This is a genomic window from Aliiglaciecola sp. NS0011-25, from assembly GCF_040370605.1.
Classification (GTDB): Bacteria; Pseudomonadota; Gammaproteobacteria; order Enterobacterales; family Alteromonadaceae; genus Aliiglaciecola; species Aliiglaciecola lipolytica_A.
In genome coordinates this window covers 128,716-150,240 of record NZ_BAABWR010000004.1, presented here as the reverse complement: position 1 = coordinate 150,240, position 21,525 = coordinate 128,716, and the positions used below count along the sequence as shown (strand labels likewise).

Genomic DNA, 21,525 nt, shown 5'->3' with positions numbered 1-21,525 from the left:
TGACGTTATTGATTTATGACATAACCCGCTGCATTTCTGTTGTGCGTAAAAAACCGCAGATTAGGATCACAGTGTAGTGTTTAATTCGATTTAAATGTGTTTCGGCTTGTAACAAGTTGTGTTGAATTATTTCCAACTCAAAGGTTCTAGCTCATATTGCTCACAGATGACGGCGCATGATGAATATTTTTGGATTTGCCATGGCGTTTTGAAATGCACTTTTTCATCACTTGCCAATAATTGTTTGCTACACAATCGAAACCGTCGTACATGCCTTTTTGTTTGAATAACTGATGGGCCTTTTTCAAATTTTGTGCTGGTATTTTTTGATGGATATGATGTTCCAAGTGATAATTCACATCATTCGGACAAATTAATAAAGCGACAATTGGATTTGCCAATGTGGTACGGGTGTTTAAGCGTGGATCTAATGCGTCTATATCGGTAACTGCGCCGTGTTCGCCGATGATCCTAATTCTGCTCAGAGCAGGATATATGAATAGGTAACCTACCCAAAACGCAGCGTATGCCCATAGTACGTCAAAAAATATCAAACTAGCGATGAAAATCCCATGAACAACGATGTTGGGTAAGCGTTTTTGCCAAGTAGATACTTTAATCTGGTAGACAATTTCTTTGAATCCATTCACTCCGCTAAAATCTCGGAGAAGCTTACGGGCCATACTGGCGGGCGTTGCAGGATAGTTTGCAACAAATATTTTGTCTGGATCTTTACCTGTGCCTGCATAACGATGGTGTTGTGCATGACCGTTTTTAAAGGCTTGATAATCAACCAGTACTAAACCACCAAGTAGCCAACGGCCGACGTAGTGGTTAAGGCTGGGAGTGCGAAATAAAGTGTTATGTCCAGCGTCGTGATTAAGGATAGCGATACCCAAAATTCGCCCTCCGATAATCCAACTGCAACAAATAAATGTGTACCAATATGGAAAGCTCAGCAAAACTATTATTGCAATGGAAATCAATGCATAGTTTATAAAAACACGATACCATCCCACCAAATCAGAAGTTTGGCATAGGGCTTTCAATTCGTCAGAAGAAATATGATCTGATAGTTTTAGCAAAGTCTTAAATCCAAGTAGAGAGACCTTTTATAGGTATAACAAAAAATAGGGATATTGCAAATTATTTGTTATGAAGTTAAATTATCAAGTTGCTATTGAACGACTCGCTGCAGACAGCGCAGATAAAAAAGTTTTAGAATTATTAAGTGCCATCAAGGGATTTCAAATATCTGAGCTTACAAGCCTATCGGCAAAACAATTGCTGGTGATTGCCGATAAGCTAGAGATAAGTGAAGCATCCTTGCGTATGGCCTTATCTCGACAAACTAAACAAGGTAAGTTAATCCGCGAAAACGGTAAATATTCACTGGCAAAAAGTCGAAAACCTTTTGTACTGCCTCGATTCTGGTTAGATATGAAGCAGCGCAGCGCGAATTGGGATGGTGAATGGCTGTTGGTGAATCAACTGCAACATAAGTTTAGCCCAACGATAATGCGACGGTTAAACAATAAAGCTGATTTGCTTGGTTTTAAATCCTTTCCATCCTTGGGATGGTTGAGACCTAATAACCTAATAGATTTAAGAGAAGAAACGCTTTTTCACTTTCATTCGGTTGTTGAGGAGCCTCAATTTTTAACCTGCTGTTTGACTGATATCGATGAAGCATCTATTGGTTTATTCACGCAAAGTTGGCCGTTGGATAAATTAAATCAGTTTTATCATAAAGCTTACGAATTGATTTTCAGTGAAAGTGAATTGTTGGAAACGTTATCAGATAAAGATATTCTCATTCGTAGCTTTGCTATAGGGCGTTTAGTTGTCGAATACTTATCCAAAGATCCTTGGTTACCGGAAGATTTAATTGACTTGCCAGCACGAACTAGGCTGTTCGAGCAAACTGTTGAATACTATCAGAAAATTACGCCATTATGGTTAAACGTAATGATCCAAGAGTGAAACCGTTAGAATTTTTAGTGCCATAGAAATCAAATAGATAGTTGATTGGCTATGATAAATTTAGCATATAAATTATATTCAATGAATGTAGGTAAAGAACTAGGCATAACGCTATAATATGCCCATCTTATTTGGACGTTTAAAACAGTGACAATGTTACCGAGTATTGATCCTCAATCCGCTTTAGAAAATCACTATCAAATGTATTTGGAAGATTTAAAGTCTTCTGGCTTTACTGGTGATATTGAATACAGTTACGCTAGCCGTCTGGCTGTTGCCACTGATAACTCTATTTATCAAAAATTACCTCAAGCTGTTGTGTTTCCTAAAACGACAGCCGATCTGACCCTGATTGGTAAAACTTCAAACCAATACGATGGCGTCAAATTTAGCGCTAGGGGAGGCGGCACTGGGACTAATGGTCAGTCTCTCACAAGTGGCATTATTGTCGATGTTTCTCGGCACATGAATCAGATACTTGAAATCAATGCGCAGCAAAGTTGGGTTAGGGTGCAAGCTGGGGTAGTGAAAGATCAGTTAAATGATGCGCTCCGTCCCCTGGGCTTTTTCTTTGCGCCTGATTTGTCCACTAGTAACCGCGCCACTATTGGCGGGATGATTAGCACTGATGCATCAGGGCAGGGATCTTTAGTATATGGGAAAACCAGTGATCATGTGCTTGGGCTAACATCGGTACTGGTTGATGGTACGGTTTTAGAAACGGCACCAACGCCAATAGAAAATGTCAAAAACGACCCAGCTCAAGCGAGCCGTTTAACGAGTATCACATCACAATTAATTGCTACTTGCGTTGATAAACGTCAGCAAATTCTGGCTAAATTTCCGCGAATGAATCGCTTTTTGACTGGATACGATCTTGAACACACTGTATCCGATGATTTAACTCAGTTGGATATCAGCCGTGTTATAACCGGCTCTGAGGGATCCTTAGTCTTTGTGGCTGAGGCAAAACTGAATATTACCCCTATTGCTAAATGCAAAGCTTTGGTTAATATCAAATACGATTCATTTGAATCGGCTTTGCGTCATGCTCCTCATATGGTTGCCGCAAATGCGACTTCGGTGGAAACGGTCGATAGCAAAGTACTCAATTTGGCGAAACAAGATATTGTTTGGCACTCTGTTAAAGATCTTATTCAAGATGTGCCTGGCAAAGAAGTGCTCGGATTAAATATGGTCGAGTACAACAGCGAAGATAAAGCCGAAATAGAAGCTAAAATAGCGCAGCTTAGTGAAACCTTAGACAATGCTCAAAAACATGGATTAGACGGCATAATTGGTTATCAATTAACCTATGATGTGGCCGATATTAATCGCATTTATGCAATGCGTAAAAAGTCTGTCGGTTTGTTGGGGAAAGCGGATGGCTGGAAAAAACCCATTCCATTCACTGAAGATACAGCGGTACCACCGGAAAATTTAGCTGATTTTATTATGGAGTTCAGAGCTCTTTTAGATAGCAAAGGACTTGCTTATGGCATGTTTGGTCATGTTGATGCGGGTGTACTGCATGTGCGGCCAGCCCTTGATATGTGCGATCCTAATCAACAGCAAATCATGCAAGAAATTTCTGATGAAGTAGTCGCTTTAGTCTCTAAATATGGTGGTTTGATGTGGGGCGAGCATGGTAAGGGCTACCGCAGTGAATATGGCCCTGAATTTTTTGGTGAAGAGCTTTTTCTAGAGTTACGTAAAATTAAAAGTGTATTTGATCCCTTGAATAAGATGAATCCGGGGAAAATTTGCACGCCTATCGATTCCACTGAAGAACTGGTTAAAGTCTCCGATTTGAAAAGGGGAGACTTAGACAGCCAAATACCTATTGCGGTTCGAGACTCGTTTGAGGTGGCAATGAGCTGTAATGGCAATGCCCTTTGTTATAACTACGACACCAAATCAACCATGTGTCCTTCCAGTAAAATCACTCGTGATCGCCGTCATACGCCTAAAGGTCGCGCAGGCATGATCAGAGAATGGTTACGCTTGCTTAGTCAAAATAACGTTAACGTGATTGAATTAGAAAAAGGCGAAGAAACGCCATCTTGGTTTGAACGTCTACAAAATACTCGCTACAAATCGAAAAACACCGACTTTTCACACGAAGTATTAGAGGTGATGGAAGGTTGTCTAGCCTGTAAAGCCTGTGCCAGCCAATGTCCGGTGAATGTTGATGTGCCGTCTTTCCGTTCACGATTTTTAGCCATGTATTATCAGCGCTACTTGCGGCCGGCTAAAGATGTGTTGACTGCGAACATTGAATCTATGGCTCCATGGATGGCAAAAGCGCCTGCAATGATTAACTTTTTCCAGCGTCAACCTTTGCTCAAAGAAGCAATCAAACGATATATAGGTTACGTTGATGCGCCATTATTGTCTGAGCCTTCGCTGGATAAGCGACTTGAAAAAAATCAAATCATGCCCTTCGATTTACAGGCTCTATCCGCATTAGATGAGGAACAAAAATTAAAAACAGTGTTGATAGTACAAGACCCTTTCACTAGCTATTATGAAGCTGAAGTGGTGGAAGAGTTGATTCAATTATTGCAAAAACTGCATTTTAATCCTGTTATTTTGCCGTTTAAGCCGAATGGAAAACCTCAGCATGTGAAAGGCTTTTTAGCTAAATTTGCTAAAACAGCGCAAAACACAGCAGACTTTTTAAATCAGGTTTGTGAACTGAATTTACCTATGATCGGTATCGATGGTTCTTTAGTACTATGTTATCGAGATGAATATCGTCGTATTCTAGGCAACCAGCGCGGTAATTTTCAGATTCAACTAGTGAACGAATGGCTTGCTAGTCAGTCTTTAGAAAGAGAGCTACTAGAAAGAATGCAAGTTCGTAACCCTGATGGTCTTGAATTTAAGCTCATTTCTCACTGTACCGAAAAAACCAGTATTGCCGGTAACGATGAGCAATGGCGCACAATATTCTCTTGGTTCGGTTTAGAGTTAACATCGATTGCCACAGGGTGCTGTGGAATGGCAGGCTCTTTTGGTCATGAGTTAATTCATCAACAAGAATCAAAAGGAATTTATGATTTAAGCTGGAAGCAAGCTGTAGATTCGGTTCCTCAGCAAACGCTTTTGGCAACAGGATATTCATGCCGTACTCAGGTGAACAGATACGAAGGTTTCAAGCCTAAGCATCCAGTACAGGCTCTGTTAGCAGTATTACAGAAATAATAATCGATAAGGATAGTTATGACACAACCTCAGGCCATGAGTCAGGAGCAAATGACTCAGTGGGTGCGTTCGCAGTTTCAGCGAGCCAATAAACATTTAGCAGAAAATGGTGTTATTTTTGATTCGGTGGTGACCGAAGAATGTCGTTACCTAGCACCTTACGTAGCAGTTTGGAAAATCAAAGCACTAGACAAGAAATTTTATTGGGTAATCAGTGGCGATCTACCTTGTGATTTTATGCCATATGAAAGTGAAAAAAACGCGAGAGATGTGCTTCGTCGATTTTCTTTTCAATGGCAATTGAAAGCACAAGATATTGAAGAAAGCGGAAATATTGATAAAACCCAAAAACAGTTTGCAGAGATGTTAGTTACCCGAGCGGAAGGCTTGTATGCTTTGTATAATCAAGAAGATTTGTGGAAAGAAATCAAGGGCGGCAAAGCATAGATTTTCAATCAAAAGCTATGCAAAATAAAACAGCACCTTAGGTGCTGTTTTAATGTGTCAAATCCACTCTGTTGAGTGAAAATTCTGCTGTGGAACATGCCATTTTTTGTCTGGCTATTCCTGCGTCCATATAGACTGGACCGACTGGGTTGAATCCCTGGTTTTGATAATATTGTACACCTTCCAAATCACACTGAACGTATACTTGTTGCAAACCTAGACGATGTGCATTCTCTAGTAGTGCAGCAAACAGTGTGCGGTAGACTTCAGGTCCACGAAATTTTGGAACAACTGCTACGCGGCCAATTTCCCCTCTGGTGGTTAATCTGCCTGTCGCGATTTCTTGTTTTTCATTGTCTAGCACAAGTACATGGGTTGCATGCACATCTTGCTGATCAAATTCGCATTCTCGAGGAATGCGCCACTCGTAAACAAATACCTTTTCTCTTAACCTACTAAGCGTATGTTTTGCTTTTTCCCAGTCAACGTTTTGTACCGTCAACGTCACTAAAGCGCTCCTTAAAGTATCTTAAATATCAGGGAACCACCCCCCTGCATTAACGAGTTTAGCCAAGATTTGGTTAAAAATTAAGCCGTCAGCGTAATTAATTTTCGTTTGTTTATCTAAAACGCTGGAATTGAGCATTTTAAAAAGCATACTTTCATGTTCAGATTCAACGTTAATTCTGTGTTGATTTATCCATGTAACCATTTGATATTTATTGTTTAATCTTACTTTCTGCTGGATTATTTTGGTGTCCAGTTTGCGCTCAAAGCTTACTCCTGAGTCGAGTAAATTAACAATTTCATTAAGTGAATAATTTTCTGTTAAATCAGCCTCATACATATCTACATCTTTGGTGTCGGTGAAGTAGGTAGCGATAAAATCATCAAAATGTACAGAATTGATCATTTGGTTAAACATATTTTTTAGTTTTTCAATTTCTGACGGCTTAATTTCAAAACGCGAATCTCTTAAGGTTAAGTCTGGATCGCTATAGCGAAGGTTAAATAAATTCTTGGCTTGGGCATAATCGACAAAACCGTCAAGCAATTCTCTTTGTGTCGGCGCACGAAAGCCTACTGAATAATTTAAACAGGATGTTATTGCTACGCCATTATGTGGAAAGCCGGGAGGGATATAAATTAGGTCACCTGGTTCAAGCACTTCATCAATAATGGGGTCAAAGCCGGTTATTTGTTTTAAGTTTTTAGCGGGTTGTATGGAGTCATGGTGCTTATTTGCGCCAACTTGCCATCTTCTAGAGCCGCGTCCTTGTATAATAAATACGTCATATTGATCAACATGAGGGCCAACACCTCCATTGGCTTCTGAATAACTGACCATTAGATCATCGACCCGCCAATTAGGAATGAAGTCAAAACTATCTAACAACATTTTTGCCTCAGGTATATAGTGGTCGACAGACTGCACTAACAAAGACCAATCACCTATGCAATAAGGGGTAAAGTCTGAAAATGGGCCAGGGGAGTTGGACCATTTTCCCTGTTTTTTAGAAATGATACGAGAATCTACTTCCTCTTCTTGAGCAAGGCCTGCCAGTTCATGTTCGTCTAGAGGATCAACAAAGTCAGAAAAAGCCTTACGAATGACAAGCGGTTTTTTCTGCCAATATTCGGTCAGAAAATGTTGTTTATTGGGAATGTTTAATTTGTACATTAACGTTAACTTTTCCTTTGCTGTGCGTATTGAGACTCACTTATAAAATAAGCGGTAAGTGTACCAAGTCCTTTTAGGTATAGCTTGTCTACACTCTCAAATTTAATTTGCTCTCGAGAATGTAAATAGGTGTTTTGACAAACTAGTACTTTGCTTGCTTGGCCATGACTTTCTAAGCGAGAGGCTAAATTAACCGTTTCTCCCCACACATCAAAAAGCATATTATCTAATCCAACACATCCCGCTGTAAGTGGTCCGCTGGCTATGCCGATTCTAATCTGTAAATTTAATTTTAAGTGATTACACAGATTATTAAAGCTTTCCAACATAGTCCTTGCTGCTAGACATGTCTGCAATGCTGGGTTTAATCGCTTTTCGTAAATTCCGCATACCGCCATATATTGATCGCCATTGGTTTTAATTTTTTGGAGTTGATTTTGTCTACTGATTAAATCAAATTCGCAATAAAATGAATTCAGTAACTGCATGATTTCTTGCTCATTTGTACTGCTACAATGTTGGGTGTACCCTTGAATATCGGCAAATAACACTGAACAAAAATGCTGCTCTATTTGCATGGATGGAGCCGGAGTCGTGAAGTTTGTTAGTAGGTTTTTAATCAACGGCTTAGGTAAGGTTTTCTGTAACAAATGTGATATGCGGGCTTTATCTCGACTCATTCTCAGATGAGCTGTACGGGAATTTTGATAAATCAATAAGCTAGAGGTTATGGCTGCGGCAGAGATTAATAGACAAGTGCCCATTGTCAGCCAAAACTTTTCTAATTCGTTTGCCTGAAAAGTCTGACGAGGAAATTGCCAGAACGCTTCAATACCGCAAAAACAAACGACATAAATCACCAAGTTGGGAATATATTGGCGTTTTTCCCAATCGCGGTATAAAAATGGACTAACAAACAAACCGATTATAAACAGAAAGTGGAATTGTAGATTAATATTCCAAATTACACTTGATATACCAATGTAGGATACAAAACCAAACATCAAAAGTGCTCTGGCAGAGACAAAGTGATGACGCCAGTTGAAACGTAAGATCTGGATGAATATAGCGATGTGTAACACACATAGGATTAGAACTGGAAAGCCGCCATATTGCCAAAATCGAGCAATAAAAGGCAATTGCAAGACTAAAAATATCAACACCATTAATGAAATCGTGTTTACTATTTTTATGTGGCTGAGGTTATCTAAATCCTTTTCATTGATCCCCAGAAATGCAATTTTCCGATAAAGTAATTTTAGCATTGGCAATCCTTGCCATGGTTAGAAATATATCTCTAAATCTAGCAATAAACACAGATTTTTCCCATGCTGTCCAAGTCTAGTTTTCAACTGATTTTAAGTTTATTAGTCCAGTTCGAACGCGAAAGGCAACAATGTACTGATATCTACTGTTTTGACATTATCGCTGGTGTCATACATCAAAATTTCAGTATCTTGATCAGCAAATTCTTTAATTTTTTGTCTGCAACCGCCACAGGGAGGACAGATTTTTTCATTTGGACTAGCGACTAATATCTTAACGATTTTTTTACCACCATCTAAAATCATCGCTGCGATTGCACCGGCCTCGGCACATTGCCCTAAAGGGTAGGCTGCATTTTCAATATTGCATCCAGCATAGACTTTACCGTTGTCCGCTAAAATGGCTGACCCGACTTTAAAATTTGAGTAAGGAGAATAGGAATTTTGCTGCGCTTGTTTGGCAGCTTGGATTAGTTTTTTAGTATTATTTTCCAACAATTTTATCTTTCATTTTGAAAATGGCCAAACAGTTTGCGACAAAATGCCTGTGCTTGACAAGTATTTATCTAAATTGGCTTATCTTAATGAATTTTGTAAACCGCTAAATTTACCTTGAATTATCGTATTTGTGCTGGGCTAAGCTTTACTTTCGTGTCTAAATAAGCGAGTCTTATCTTGCTCTTTTGAGTGTTATTTTCTTAACCTTTAAATCCGAATTGATTTAATTTCCGTTAGTTTATTGTCCAACTTTCAAGTGCCATAGTCATCAATATGAATAAACACCTATTACTGTCATTATTTCTAGTAACCTCAGGCCTTGCTGGCTGCAGTATTAACTCGGGCTCTGCACTGCATTCAAAAGTCGAAAGTATTTTAATTCCAGAACCGCAACCACTGAATTTTAGGTCGCAGCTGGCCATCGCTAGATACAACCAAATACTGACGCAAACATCATTAAGCAATGAAGAAAGAGCTGAACTGCTCTTTTTACGTGGAACACATTACGACAGTGTAGGTTTAGCGGGGTTGGCTCAATACGATTTTGGTCGGGCTAAGCAATTAAAGCCTGATATGGCAGAAGCATACAACTCTCTTGGTATTCATTTCACCCAACAGATGGAGTTTAATGAAGCTTATGAATCCTTTGATTCTGCTTTGGATATCAATCCAGAGTTAGATTTTGCGTTATTAAATAGGGGCATTGCACTTTATTATGGGCAGCGAAATGAACTGGCTATGCAGGATCTCATTCGTTTCTATAATAAAGATAAAGAAAATCCGTTCTCTGCTTTGTGGCTCTTTTTGGCCCACAAAGAAATAAATTATGAGGCTGCGCTGACGGAATTAAAAAAGCATCGTGAAAATCTTTCTGATGACAACTGGGGAACAATTATTGTTGATTTTTACTTAGGTAAGGTTAGCCGTAATACCCTGTTGAATGGATTTGTTTTAGGGCCTAAAACGACGGTAGAACTTAATCAACGCATGTGTGAAGTTTATTTTTACATGGGTAAATTTTATGAAAGCCTAGGTGAACGTGGTTTGGCGTTAAATTATTTCAAAATGGTTTTAAGCACTAACATTTATGATTACGTTGAACACCGATATGCACGAATCGAAATAGATATGTTGCGTAAACAGGCGTCTGAAGATTTAAAAAGTTAAGATCTATGTGTAATTAAATGATTTTACGTTTGCTGCTATTCGTCTTTTTTTTCCCCTTATTGCGGGCTGATAGTGCATTATCTCCGAGCTTCTTATTTGATATCGGCATATGTAAACCCGAGCATTACAATTTACTGTATTTGGCGGCACAACAAAATCATCAGGCCGCATTACGACAGCTTTCAAGCACCGCGATACAGCATAATCACATGTATTGGGTAAGCAAAAGTGCCGAAATTGGCTCCGTGGACTCTCTTTTCTTCTTGGCTAACAACACGTCTGAGGCGGCTACAAAAAAACACTATTTATCGCAAGCAGCTCAACTTGGGCACTCTGAGAGTCAATTTCAATTGGCATTATTAACAACTAGCAGCTCTGCCAAAGAACGTCTGCTCGAAAATGCGGCTTACTCTGGTCATAAAAAAGCGATAGTGTCTTTGTATTATTTATTAAATAAAAAAGGCACTGCTGATCAAGATAACCTTTGGTTTGCTCAAGCGGCAGAAATAGACATTGATTTAACCTCAGCTTATGCTGATTTCCTTTGGTTACAACAAAGTCCTGAGGTCAGTATTGAGTGGCTGAATAAACAAGCCGATAACCCAGTGAACGAGGTTAAATACCAAACTGCTACCTTAGCAGCTGATATTGAGCACACTCGTTGGCGCAAACCTGTAACGACGTTTTTAGATAATAGGACAGAGCAACCCCGATGCGCCATCGATATTCAATTCATAGCTGGATCCTTATTGGCTATAGAACAAATCGCTGAGTTGTCGCACCGCTTCCAAGGCGATCCACGTTTTGCTTCTTTTCCTATCTGTTTCAATCCACCTGTATGGTTATCCCCAGAAGCGTTAGCTTGCAGTAATGCTGCAGATAAAAGGCTAACATGTTCACTGCAGGCAGTCTCTGAACTGGCCAGCCTAACTGATTTTACTCACGCTATTGTCGTTGCTGACTCAGGTATTGCAAATGTGCACAATGGTGTCATGTTTCTTGATAAACAAGACGACTATAGGGTGTTTTTACATGAACTTGCGCACTTTGCGGGATTTGTTGATGAATATGAAGTTGATGCACAGATGGCGAACAAACTTTGCACCTCGACTCAAGCTCCCAATTTGGTTTATGCAGAAAATAAACCGGTACTTTCAAACACTGAGTTTGCTCGTTACCAAACTGATTACGAAGACTTAGTATTAACCAAAACATCAACTTGCGAACAAGTCAATTCCAATGCCTATAAACCGGTTCAACAAACGACCTTTATGGAGCACCATGATATTGGCGTGATCCCCAAAGTGTACTTAAACATCTGGAAAGACTCGCTAAATGATAAATTAAGTTTAACCCCTATATACGTCAATTTTGCGCAGTGGTTTGAGTCTAACGGAAATCACAAGCAAGCTGGATACTGGTGGCATAAATATAATAAATACCGCTCGTAAGTCGCTGTGGCTTTAAAAAACACGGCAGCTGAGTGAGATTAGTTGAAATGCTTAACTATAATGAAAAAGATTACAATAAGTGAGATGTTTAAACTATGCCAATTGACATAAAGCAACTGAGTCAAGCCTACCAATATTTGCCGGATGCGACTGGCTTGGTTGATGACACTGGAAATATATTGTTTATCAATCAGGCGTTTGCAGAGCTCATAGACGCAGATACAAGGGTTACAACTCAAGATTCATTAGCGCAAGTTTTTCTATTGCGCAAAGCACAGTCTAACGATTGGCAAAGTCTACTAAACACGGCCATAGATCAGTCTTGCACCGTTGAAGTTGTCATTGCCAATAAATCAAACCATCTTGTGTCATGTCGTTTGCATCTTCAATCTATTGTTGATGAAGGTCGCTTCGTTTGTTTTCTCGCCAGATTAAGCAATAAATCGATTAATGCCTCACTAGATGAAAATCTCACTACTTTGGCCTATCGAGATAGCTTAACAGGGCTGGCTAATCGATATTTATTTAGCCAGTTATTTGATCATGAAATTAGTCAGTCGCAACGCTTAAACAAACGTTTTGCGGTGTTGTTCCTTGATTTGGATAAATTCAAAAAAGTGAATGACAGCATGGGGCACGATGCGGGTGACGAAGTACTGTGTGCGGTTGCCGAAAGGTTGCAAAAATCATTACGCAAAAGCGACTTGATTGCCCGTATGGGGGGCGATGAATTTGCAATTATTATGAGTAATATAAAAGACTCAGAGACAGTCTCTAAGGTAAGCGACAAACTGATTCGAGAAATTAAGAAGCCGGTAAAAAGCGGTGCGAATGTAATGGAAGTAGGTTGCAGTATAGGCATAAGCATTTATCCCGATAACGCACTAACCGCAGAGTCTCTGCTCCAGCATGCTGATGCGGCCATGTACCGAGCCAAACACGATGGTGGCAATCGCTACCAATTCTTCAGTGACGCGTTAAATCAAGAGTTAAATGATATTCGTGTTGTTGAGCAAGAATTACAACAAGGACTTATTGATGATCAATTTGTACCTTATTTCCAACCTGTCATCGATCTGCGCAGTAATAGGGTGGTGGGAGTTGAGTGCTTAGCACGTTGGAAGCATCCTAAACGGGGTGTTTTGGCTGCTGTGGAGTTTATAGATGTTGCCGAAAAGAAGGGCTTGATAAAAGATGTTTTTAATCAAGTTTTAACCCAAGCCTTCGAACAAATTGATGATTGGACACTGTCCTTGAATGAACGCATTCCGCTGTCAATCAATATTTCAAATAAGCAATTTTATCAACATAACACCTTCGATTTAATTGACCAGTTAATTGCAAAATATAAGGTGCCATCTGATGCCATTCGTATTGAAGTAACCGAAAGTACCTTGCAGGAAAGTGAAACTGATTTGTTGGAGCATTTGAAGCGGATTAAAACATCAGGCTTCAGTATTACCTTAGATGATTTTGGGACGGGATATTCTTCGTTACGTTATCTGCAACAACTTCCCGTAGATACTCTCAAGATTGATCGCTCTTTTGTACGCAATTTAGATAATAATCCACACGATAAAATTATTGTTAAAGCGATTATACAACTCGCTGAAACCCTTGGGATATCAGTGGTTGCCGAGGGCGTTGAAACGGCCTTACAATCTGAATTTTTAGAGCAAAATAAGTGTTTTATTATGCAGGGATACTTTTTTAGTGAGCCCCTTAGCAGCAATGATTTTGAAGCCTTTATCAAGTCAAAACCATCACTTACTAAAGAACCTGTTCACAGACTTTAAGCAAAGACCAAGAATGTGAACAGGGATATTCGTTTATCGCTGATTAACGATATTCGGGAACTTTGTCACGTAACTCATTAACCCACATCGAAGTGGCACCACAAATTGCAACTGGCATAACCAAAAAGTTAATAATGGGGATCATCGAAAACACGCTGACCAACACACCAAATGAAAAACAATGTGAGCGACTTTGGTTTAAGGTGGCACGCATGGTTTTAAAGTCAATTTTGTGATTATCAAAAGGATAGTCACAATATTGGATAGCCATCATCCAAGCAGAAAATAAAAACCACAATACTTGTCCGGCTACAGGCAACAGGAAAAACAATATTAGAAAACCAATGGCGCGGGGAATATAGTAACCAAGTTTAGCCATTTCTCGACCCAAGGTGCGAGGAATATCTTTGAATACATCGAGTATTCCACTATCGCCAAGCCCTTTTCCGGTGAGATGCAATTCTACTTTTTCAGCCAGCAATCCGTTGAACGGTGCCGCTATCCAATTGGCTAAGGTTCCAAACAAAAGAGCGAATATCAACAACACTGTTATGACCGCAAGTGGCCACAAAATATAGGCTAAACCTTGTTTTAACCAGCTTAACCATTCCCAATCAGGAATGATATTAACGATATAAAGAATAGAAGACTCAATTTGCCCGACCAAAAAATATAGGGCCACTGAAAAAAGAATCAAATTTACTGCTAATGGAATAAAAACAAAACGTTTTAATCCTTTGGTTTTAATTAACGAAAAGCCCTGAAGAAAATATCCGGCACCACTGTTACTTTGCATTCTTTACTAATTCCTGCAGATTAAACTCAAAAATAGGGGTTAAGTATAACTTTGTGTTGAATCAATACAAATCCTCAATTGTTACACTTGATGACATTTGATACATTCACTACAAACTATAATAAAGATCACCAATCCCTAATGCGCTTAAAAAAAATCCGGTTGGCTGGGTTCAAGTCTTTCGTTGATCCTACCAATATTCCGTTTCCTGATGATATGACAGCAATTGTTGGTCCCAACGGTTGTGGCAAGTCTAATGTCATCGACGCGGTTCGATGGGTTTTAGGGGAAAGTTCCGCTAAAAATTTGCGTGGTGACGCAATGACGGACGTTATTTTTAACGGTTCAAGTGCGCGTAAACCAGTATCTCAGTGCAGTGTTGAATTGGTTTTCGACAACTCTTCTGGTCGAATTCAAGGGGAGTTTGCAAACTACACAGAGCTATCAGTTAAACGAATTGTTACTCGTGAAGCACAATCAACCTATTATTTAAACGCAAGCAAATGTCGACGCCGAGACGTGACAGACTTATTTCTTGGTACGGGATTAGGACCAAGAAGCTACGCGATTATTGAACAAGGCACAATTTCCCGATTAATTGAGTCCAAACCCCAAGAACTGCGGGTTTTCATAGAAGAAGCCGCTGGTATTTCTAAATATAAAGAGCGTCGACGGGAAACTGAAAATCGGATTCGCCATACCAAGGAAAACTTAGAACGATTAGAGGATGTGCGCGCGGAATTAGGACAACAAATTGATAAGCTGCAACGTCAAGCGAGCGCCGCGCGAAAATACAAAGATTTAAAAGCCAAAGAACGCACCTTAAAAGGTGAACTAGCAGCTTTACGCTGGTTGAAACACAGTGAACATATTGCAGGGCTTGAAAGCGAAATTGAGCAACAGCAAAATGAAGTTGAAGCCTTTGTTGCCAAGCAGCGAGGTGACGAACGTGGTATCACTGTCTATCGGGAACAGCAGCATAATCTAAAACAACAGTTAACCGATTTACAAAAAGAAAACTTCCGGCTAGGTACCGACATTACTAAGTTAGAACAAAATCGTCTGCACGCGAAGCAGCGTGCACTGCAAATTGAAAATGAACTTCAAGAAATTAATCAATCAATTGAAGAGTCAGAATTAATCGCGGCTGAAGAAGCGGCAAAACTCGAAAGCCTTGAAATGCAGGTCGCTGAATCAGAGCCAGAGTCTGAGGCACTACAAGCACAATTAGAAAATGCACAAGATACCTTGTTACAACATCAAGAAAAGTTACGTTGGTTAGACAATGATTTTCGTGACCATGAAAAGACTTATCAAAACACCAAACAGCAAGCGCAAAGTTGTCATAGTCAAATACAATCTACGATGAATATGCAGATGCGCACACAACAGCGCATTGGCGAGTTACAACAAGAACAAAATGAATTGCAACAGGATGTCTTAGCCGAACAAATTACAAGTTTGCAAACCCAGGTTGAACAAGCAAAAGAAGACTTTGAAGACGCTAAACAACAGTTACATAGCATCAAAGAAACACTGCTTAATGCGCGAAAGAAAGAAAAAAGTCAACAGCATCAATTATTCGAATTGAAAGGACAAGTGCAGCAATTTGACGCGCAAATATCTGCACTAAATAGTTTGCAAAGCCTATCTGATGAGGACAATTCGTTAGAGCTGCAATTGCAATCTAGCGCCGAACAATTCCAACCTTTATGGCAAGTGTTGCAAGTTGAAGCCGGATGGGAAAAAGCAGTAGAAGCGGTTACCCGCGAGTGGCAACAAGCATTTTGGTTGAGTCACTCCGGTAATATTCAGGATTATTTAGAATCTCAAAACGGTAAGCTCATCTTCGCTGATCAATTGGAACAGTTAAAACCTGAAGGCACTTTGGCGTCCAAAATTTCTAATCCAGATATCCCAGATTGGTTCTGCCAAGTACTAACAGTCGAGACGGCTGAACAGGCATTAGCATTACAACAAACGCTAAAATCAGGGCAAAGTATTGTTAGCAAACAAGGCCAGCGTTTTGGCAAAGGATGGTTGGACTTAGGAGACCCGCAAAACCAAGGGGGAATGATCGAAAGGGCAGCGAAAATAACCGAGTTAACGGCGACGCGTCAGCAACTTATTGATGATAAATTGCTTCAGCTGGAAGATTCGGTTTCTCAAATGGCGCAAGCTAGCGAACACCTTGAATTAAAAATAGAAGAATCTCAGGCTAATTTTAAACAGGCTGAGCAAACCTTAATTCAAAGGCAAAATCAATTAAATTTGATAGAAATGCAGCAACAACAAACTGCATTAAGACAGACAAAGCTTAGTGAAGAACTAGGTCGGCAACTGCAGCTATTAGAAGACGAAAAAATGCAGTCGGAGCAATTAGCGGAGCAAGTCCAAGAATTAGAAGTTGAGCTTGAAGACATGTCGGCTAAACAACTCGACTTCGAACAACAAAAATCTCGATTATTGGAACACGAACAACAAGCTCGACATCAGGTTGAAGCCCTTACCAGCCAATCCCATCAACTTGCGTTGTCATTACAGCAGCTAAAAAGCCAATTTCAAGGCGTCAGTGAGGCGAATCGTCGCACTAAACAGTTATTGGAAAACCTGCAAAATCGTCACAGCATGCTATCTGCAGAGCTTACCGAGCTATCTAAACCTTTCGATGAGCAACAGCAAACTTTGGCTGCGTTGTTAGAACAACGGGTGGAAGTTGAGATTCAACAAACTGAAATTAGTGATCAATTGGCGGAAGTCGAAAATCTGTTATCTGATGCTGAAAAAGGCCAGCAGGGAATTGTTGAAAAAATTCAACAAATGCGCAGCCAGTTGGAGAGTAAAAAACTGGAATGTGAAGGTTATCGGGTACGCGCCAATAGTACCCTTGAAAATTTAGATGAACTCAATCAAAGCTTAAAGAGTATTTTGGAAACGCTACCCGAAGAAGCAGAAGAAACTCAGTGGCAACAACAACTGGAAACGACACTTGCAGCGGTATCGCGTCTTGGTGCGGTGAATTTAGCGGCGGTTGAAGAATATGAAATTCAGTTTGAGAGGAAAAAACATCTAGATGATCAAAATAACGATTTGGTGGCCGCGTTAGAGACACTGGAAAGTGCTATACGTAAAATAGATCGAGAAACACGAACACGTTTTAAAGAGACTTTTGATAAAGTGAATGATGGGTTGAAAGAACTGTTTCCTAAAGTGTTTGGTGGAGGTTCAGCTTATTTGGAACTTACTGGTGAAGATTTACTCGAAACAGGGGTGACAATCATGGCGAGACCACCAGGTAAGAAAAATAGTACAATTCACCTTCTTTCTGGTGGAGAAAAAGCGTTAACCGCTTTATCATTGGTGTTTGCAATTTTTAGATTAAATCCGGCACCGTTTTGTCTTCTTGACGAAGTCGATGCTCCGTTGGACGATGCCAACGTGGGACGTTTTTGTAAGTTGGTGTCTGAAATGTCGAAAAGTGTGCAATTTATATATATCACCCACAATAAAATTGCGATGGAAATGGCTAAACATTTAACCGGTGTCACTATGGCGGAACCAGGGGTTTCTCGTATGGTAGCAGTGGATGTTGAAGAAGCCGTGGCGATTGCTCAAGCATAAAAATAGGGTATTAAGCTCATATGGAAGAATTACGACTAGCATTTTTAGTCATTGGTGCGGTAGCCATCATCGGTATCTTGATGCATGGTATGTGGAGTGTGCGTAAGAACTCACAAGACAAAGGGCACGCGAACCTAGAAACCCAAGATTGGGATGACGATTATGATGATATTGAAGACGTTGATGTCGAGTCTGATTCAGACGTTATCGTGCTCGATCCCGCACTTAAATCAAATAATAAGGTTGAACCTAGTTTAGGTGGCGATAATTTCGACGAGCTCGGCATAGGCGCTGTTCGCGTTGTCAGTCAAGCCCCCAAAAAGCCCAATTCAAATGAAACTGATGAATCTAAGGATATCCTTGAAACTGACTTATCTGACGGTGCCAATGAAGTGGTTAAAGAACAGATAAAAGAATCAGAAGAAACCAAACCTAAGATTTATTCTTCTGTTGTGACTCAGCCCAAGCCTGAATATGCTGCACAGCAAGTTCATGCCATGCGCAGTCGAATGAGTGCAATTGACAATACTGATCCGAGTGATATTCCAGAACCTCCGCCGTTTTTGCTTAGAACGAGTGGCGAAGAATCTACAGACGAGGCGAACACAGCCGATTCAACAATCGATTTTTCGGCGATAGAACAAACCACCCCCAGAGCTGACGTAAAACAAAAGCCAGTTGTGAAAACGCCGCCTTCAGATAAACCAGAAGCGCCGTTGCTAACCGAACCTAAAATAGAACCTGAAATTAAAGCTCAGACCGCTCCAGAAAGTAAGGTAAGCCTTGCTGACCAAGCCCGTAATTTTGTTAAGCGCAGTAAATCTGAGCCTAAATCACGAAAACGTAAAGAGCCGCAAATTCGTGAAGACCAAATGAAGATCGATTTTGATGATCCAGAGCCTGAGATTGATGGCCACGGTGAACAAAATAAATCGCAAAATGCCACAAACGCGCCAAGTAAAGAAAATAACCAACCACCAGAACAACAGGTGCTCGTGCTTAACGTGCGAGCGAGCGATGATAATCCCATTCAAGGAGCTGCATTGCTGCCTATGTTATTAACCCTTGGTTTTAAATTTGGTGACCAAGATATTTTCCATCGTCACGTGAATAGTAATGGTAAAGGTCCGGTATTATTTAGCTTGGCTAATATGTTCAAACCAGGCGTGTTTGATATTGATAATTTGGAAAACTTTAATACCTTAGGTGTGTCATTATTTATGATGTTGCCGATTGAAGGAGATCCCCATCAAGTCTTCAATATGATGCACAATGCCGCTCGAAAAATTGCCGATGAATTTTCTGCCCAAGTACTTGACGGAAGACGCAGTGCTTTGACGAAACAAAGTTTGCAGCAGTATGTTGAGAAAATCAGAGAGTTCGAAAGAAAGCGAATGATCGCGCGCTAAATTACAATTTATTGGGGCAGTAATTTTACTGTCCCCAGATTAACCTTTCCCATCTATTCCGTTTTGCAGGTAATTACATGAGCCAATCTGCCGACCTTTTGCAGCAGTTAAACGACATTCGCACACAAATTAACGAATATAATTATCAATATTACGTATTGGATGATCCTTCGGTGCCAGACGCCGAATACGATCGTTTAATGGGTGAACTGAATGCTATCGAAAAACAGCACCCTGAATTAATTACCGCTGACTCGCCTAGTCAGAAAGTGGGTGGGGCGGCTTTATCCGCGTTTACTCAGGTTGAACATGAAGTGCCGATGTTGTCGCTAGATAATGCCTTTAATAACGACGAGCTGAGCGCGTTCAATAAACGAATACTTGATCGGCTTAAACAAGATATTACCTTGGAATATAGCTGCGAACCTAAACTAGATGGGCTAGCGGTTAGTATCTTATATGAAAATGGCATTTTGGTAAGGGCCGCCACTCGAGGCGATGGACGAGTAGGGGAAAACATTACCAGCAATGTGAAAACCATTAAAAACGTTCCGTTAATGTTACGTGGCGATAATTTCCCCGCACGTTTGGAAGTTCGAGGCGAGGTGTTCATGCCTAAAAAGGGGTTTGAGCAACTTAATCAAAGGCAACGCAATGCTGATAAAAAGGTATTCGCCAATCCGCGTAATGCCGCTGCCGGAAGTCTTCGGCAACTTGATCCTAAAATAACTGCGAGTCGCCCATTGTTATTCTATGCCTACTCAATGGGCTTGGTGGAACAAGAGGTGCAAGAGCTAGCCAACAAACACAGTGAACGTTTAGTCCAGTTAGTGGCTTGGGGACTGCCTGTTTGTAACGAAATCTCAGTGGCCTTAGGAGATCAAGAGTGCCATGATTATTTTGCTAAAATTGGTCAAATGCGCGATACATTAAGTTATGAAATAGACGGAGTTGTGTTCAAAGTTAATGATATTGCGCTTCAACAAGAGTTAGGATTCGTGTCAAGAGCGCCGCGATGGGCCATCGCACAAAAGTTTCCAGCGCAAGAACAAATGACAAAGCTAATTGATGTTGAGTTTCAAGTTGGCCGTACTGGCGCGATTACACCTGTTGCCCGTTTAGAGCCGGTATTTGTTGGTGGTGTAACCGTTTCTAATGCGACTTTACACAATCAGGACGAAATCCAGCGGCTGGGCGTTAAAAAAGGCGATACGGTGATCATTCGCCGAGCTGGCGACGTAATTCCTCAAGTGGTCTCTGTTGTGGCTAAAATGAGACCTGAGGATGCCACTGAAATCACTTTCCCAACTCAATGTCCTATTTGTGACTCAGCTGTTGAGAAAATAGAAGGTGAAGCTGTTGCTAGATGCAGCGGTGGCCTATTTTGTCCCGCTCAGCGTAAGGAGGCGATGAAACACTTTGCATCTAGAAAAGCACTCGATGTAGACGGTTTAGGCGATAAATTAATTGAACAACTCGTTGATTTGGATTTAGTTAAAAGTCCTGCCGACTTTTTTAAATTAGACTTAGCACAACTGTCCAATATGGAACGTATGGGTGAAAAGTCGGCAGCTAATCTAGTCAATGCATTGTTAGATGCCAAACATACTACATTTCCTAAGTTTTTGTATTCTCTAGGTATTCGAGAAGTAGGTGAAGCAACCGCGGCTAACTTGGCAAACCACTATTGCACTTTAGATGCACTTAAATCAGCGGATCAAGAATCCTTGCAAGAAGTCAGTGATGTTGGTGTGATTGTGGCCGCCCATGTGTTTCATTTTTTGCGTGAACCCCACAATATTCAAGTCATCGATGATTTGCTTGACGCAGGAATAACATGGCCAGAAATCATTCCCAAAACCGCTGATGAGTTACCACTGAAAGAGCAAACGTTCGTTTTGACTGGCACCATGGAAACCATGGGACGTAGTGAAGCTAAAGCGCAATTACAACTTTTGGGAGCTAAGGTATCAGGCAGTGTCTCTGCAAAAACAGATTACTTGGTGGCAGGTGAAAAAGCCGGCTCTAAACTCACTAAGGCGCAAGATCTAGGCGTGGCGGTTCTCACCGAACAAGACTTGATTGACCTACTGGCACAATATTCGTGAATTGTTACTAATATTTACTCAAAAGGTAACTTGTTTAGGTTATCCATTGTTTACAGCCTATGTAGATAGGCTGTAATGCTCTTATCAGTAAATAAG

15 protein-coding genes are annotated in these 21,525 nt (G+C 40.5%); 9 read left to right on the top strand and 6 right to left on the bottom strand.

Annotation, left to right across the window (positions count from 1 at the left end; translation table 11 throughout):
• Positions 1-146: 146 nt before the first annotated feature.
• The gene (locus tag ABWV72_RS05020; RefSeq protein ID WP_353369088.1) at positions 147-1,085 is read right to left on the bottom strand and encodes a fatty acid desaturase family protein; all 939 of its coding nucleotides are present in this window, start codon (positions 1,083-1,085) and stop codon (positions 147-149) included.
• Between the two features lie 70 nt (positions 1,086-1,155).
• On the opposite strand from ABWV72_RS05020, the gene ABWV72_RS05015 reads away from it, so the two are divergent.
• From ABWV72_RS05015 to ABWV72_RS05005, 3 genes are all read left to right on the top strand, one after another.
• Positions 1,156-1,983: a hypothetical protein gene (locus ABWV72_RS05015; RefSeq protein WP_353369086.1), complete on the top strand. Its 828-nt coding sequence runs from the start codon at positions 1,156-1,158 to the stop codon at positions 1,981-1,983.
• Positions 1,984-2,136: 153 nt separating this feature from the next.
• Positions 2,137-5,190, top strand: a complete 3,054-nt coding sequence (ydiJ, locus tag ABWV72_RS05010) for a D-2-hydroxyglutarate dehydrogenase YdiJ (protein ID WP_353369208.1) — start codon at positions 2,137-2,139, stop codon at positions 5,188-5,190.
• Positions 5,191-5,208: 18 nt separating this feature from the next.
• A complete protein-coding gene (locus tag ABWV72_RS05005; protein WP_216048518.1) occupies positions 5,209-5,637 on the top strand; it encodes a DUF4826 family protein in 429 nt (142 codons plus the stop codon).
• A 49-nt stretch (positions 5,638-5,686) separates the two neighbouring features.
• Here the strand turns inward: ABWV72_RS05005 and ABWV72_RS05000 are convergent, their stop codons facing one another.
• The 4 genes from ABWV72_RS05000 to cdd form a co-directional block, all read right to left on the bottom strand.
• Positions 5,687-6,145: a GNAT family N-acetyltransferase gene (locus ABWV72_RS05000; RefSeq protein ID WP_353369084.1), complete on the bottom strand. Its 459-nt coding sequence runs from the start codon at positions 6,143-6,145 to the stop codon at positions 5,687-5,689.
• A gap of 21 nt (positions 6,146-6,166) precedes the next feature.
• The gene (locus tag ABWV72_RS04995) at positions 6,167-7,318 is read right to left on the bottom strand and encodes a cupin domain-containing protein (RefSeq protein WP_353369081.1); all 1,152 of its coding nucleotides are present in this window, start codon (positions 7,316-7,318) and stop codon (positions 6,167-6,169) included.
• Between the two features lie 5 nt (positions 7,319-7,323).
• Positions 7,324-8,583 carry an adenylate/guanylate cyclase domain-containing protein gene (locus ABWV72_RS04990; protein WP_216048521.1) on the bottom strand — a complete coding sequence of 420 codons (1,260 nt, stop codon included), beginning with the start codon at positions 8,581-8,583 and terminating at the stop codon, positions 7,324-7,326.
• 102 nt (positions 8,584-8,685) lie between these two features.
• A complete protein-coding gene (gene cdd / locus ABWV72_RS04985; RefSeq protein ID WP_216048522.1) occupies positions 8,686-9,078 on the bottom strand; it encodes a cytidine deaminase in 393 nt (130 codons plus the stop codon).
• 276 nt (positions 9,079-9,354) lie between these two features.
• Here cdd and nlpI point away from each other — a divergent pair, with 276 nt between their 5' ends.
• The 3 genes from nlpI (at position 9,355) to ABWV72_RS04970 (ending at position 13,495) form a co-directional block, all read left to right on the top strand.
• On the top strand, positions 9,355-10,248 hold the full coding sequence (gene nlpI, locus ABWV72_RS04980; protein WP_216048523.1) for a lipoprotein NlpI: 894 nt from the start codon (positions 9,355-9,357) through the stop codon (positions 10,246-10,248).
• Between the two features lie 17 nt (positions 10,249-10,265).
• Entirely contained in the window at positions 10,266-11,699 is a 1,434-nt protein-coding gene (locus ABWV72_RS04975) for an SEL1-like repeat protein (RefSeq protein ID WP_353369076.1), read from the top strand.
• Positions 11,700-11,794: 95 nt separating this feature from the next.
• Complete coding sequence (locus ABWV72_RS04970; RefSeq protein WP_353369074.1) at positions 11,795-13,495, top strand: sensor domain-containing protein; 1,701 nt, start codon at positions 11,795-11,797, stop codon at positions 13,493-13,495.
• A gap of 43 nt (positions 13,496-13,538) precedes the next feature.
• Here the strand turns inward: ABWV72_RS04970 and cysZ are convergent, their stop codons facing one another.
• Positions 13,539-14,291: a sulfate transporter CysZ gene (cysZ, locus tag ABWV72_RS04965; protein WP_216048526.1), complete on the bottom strand. Its 753-nt coding sequence runs from the start codon at positions 14,289-14,291 to the stop codon at positions 13,539-13,541.
• 141 nt (positions 14,292-14,432) lie between these two features.
• Here cysZ and smc point away from each other — a divergent pair, with 141 nt between their 5' ends.
• The 3 genes from smc (at position 14,433) to ligA (ending at position 21,429) form a co-directional block, all read left to right on the top strand.
• Complete coding sequence (gene smc / locus ABWV72_RS04960) at positions 14,433-17,912, top strand: chromosome segregation protein SMC (RefSeq protein WP_342804528.1); 3,480 nt, start codon at positions 14,433-14,435, stop codon at positions 17,910-17,912.
• Between the two features lie 20 nt (positions 17,913-17,932).
• The gene (gene zipA, locus ABWV72_RS04955; RefSeq protein ID WP_353369071.1) at positions 17,933-19,321 is read left to right on the top strand and encodes a cell division protein ZipA; all 1,389 of its coding nucleotides are present in this window, start codon (positions 17,933-17,935) and stop codon (positions 19,319-19,321) included.
• A 77-nt stretch (positions 19,322-19,398) separates the two neighbouring features.
• Entirely contained in the window at positions 19,399-21,429 is a 2,031-nt protein-coding gene (gene ligA, locus ABWV72_RS04950) for an NAD-dependent DNA ligase LigA (protein WP_353369069.1), read from the top strand.
• Positions 21,430-21,525 lie beyond the last annotated feature (96 nt).

What these genes read in the sequence shown, in the direction of transcription:
- ABWV72_RS04995 (WP_353369081.1), bottom strand. Translation starts at nt 7,318, where the DNA reads ATGTACAAATTAAACATTCCCAATAAACAACATTTTCTGACCGAATAT.
- cysZ (WP_216048526.1), bottom strand. Translation starts at nt 14,291, where the DNA reads ATGCAAAGTAACAGTGGTGCCGGATATTTTCTTCAGGGCTTTTCGTTA.
- smc (WP_342804528.1), top strand. Translation starts at nt 14,433, where the DNA reads ATGCGCTTAAAAAAAATCCGGTTGGCTGGGTTCAAGTCTTTCGTTGAT.
- zipA (WP_353369071.1), top strand. Translation starts at nt 17,933, where the DNA reads ATGGAAGAATTACGACTAGCATTTTTAGTCATTGGTGCGGTAGCCATC.
- ABWV72_RS04975 (WP_353369076.1), top strand. Translation starts at nt 10,266, where the DNA reads ATGATTTTACGTTTGCTGCTATTCGTCTTTTTTTTCCCCTTATTGCGG.
- nlpI (WP_216048523.1), top strand. Translation starts at nt 9,355, where the DNA reads ATGAATAAACACCTATTACTGTCATTATTTCTAGTAACCTCAGGCCTT.
- ABWV72_RS04990 (WP_216048521.1), bottom strand. Translation starts at nt 8,583, where the DNA reads ATGCTAAAATTACTTTATCGGAAAATTGCATTTCTGGGGATCAATGAA.
- ydiJ (WP_353369208.1), top strand. Translation starts at nt 2,137, where the DNA reads ATGTTACCGAGTATTGATCCTCAATCCGCTTTAGAAAATCACTATCAA.
- ABWV72_RS05015 (WP_353369086.1), top strand. Translation starts at nt 1,156, where the DNA reads ATGAAGTTAAATTATCAAGTTGCTATTGAACGACTCGCTGCAGACAGC.
- ligA (WP_353369069.1), top strand. Translation starts at nt 19,399, where the DNA reads ATGAGCCAATCTGCCGACCTTTTGCAGCAGTTAAACGACATTCGCACA.
- ABWV72_RS05005 (WP_216048518.1), top strand. Translation starts at nt 5,209, where the DNA reads ATGACACAACCTCAGGCCATGAGTCAGGAGCAAATGACTCAGTGGGTG.
- ABWV72_RS04970 (WP_353369074.1), top strand. Translation starts at nt 11,795, where the DNA reads ATGCCAATTGACATAAAGCAACTGAGTCAAGCCTACCAATATTTGCCG.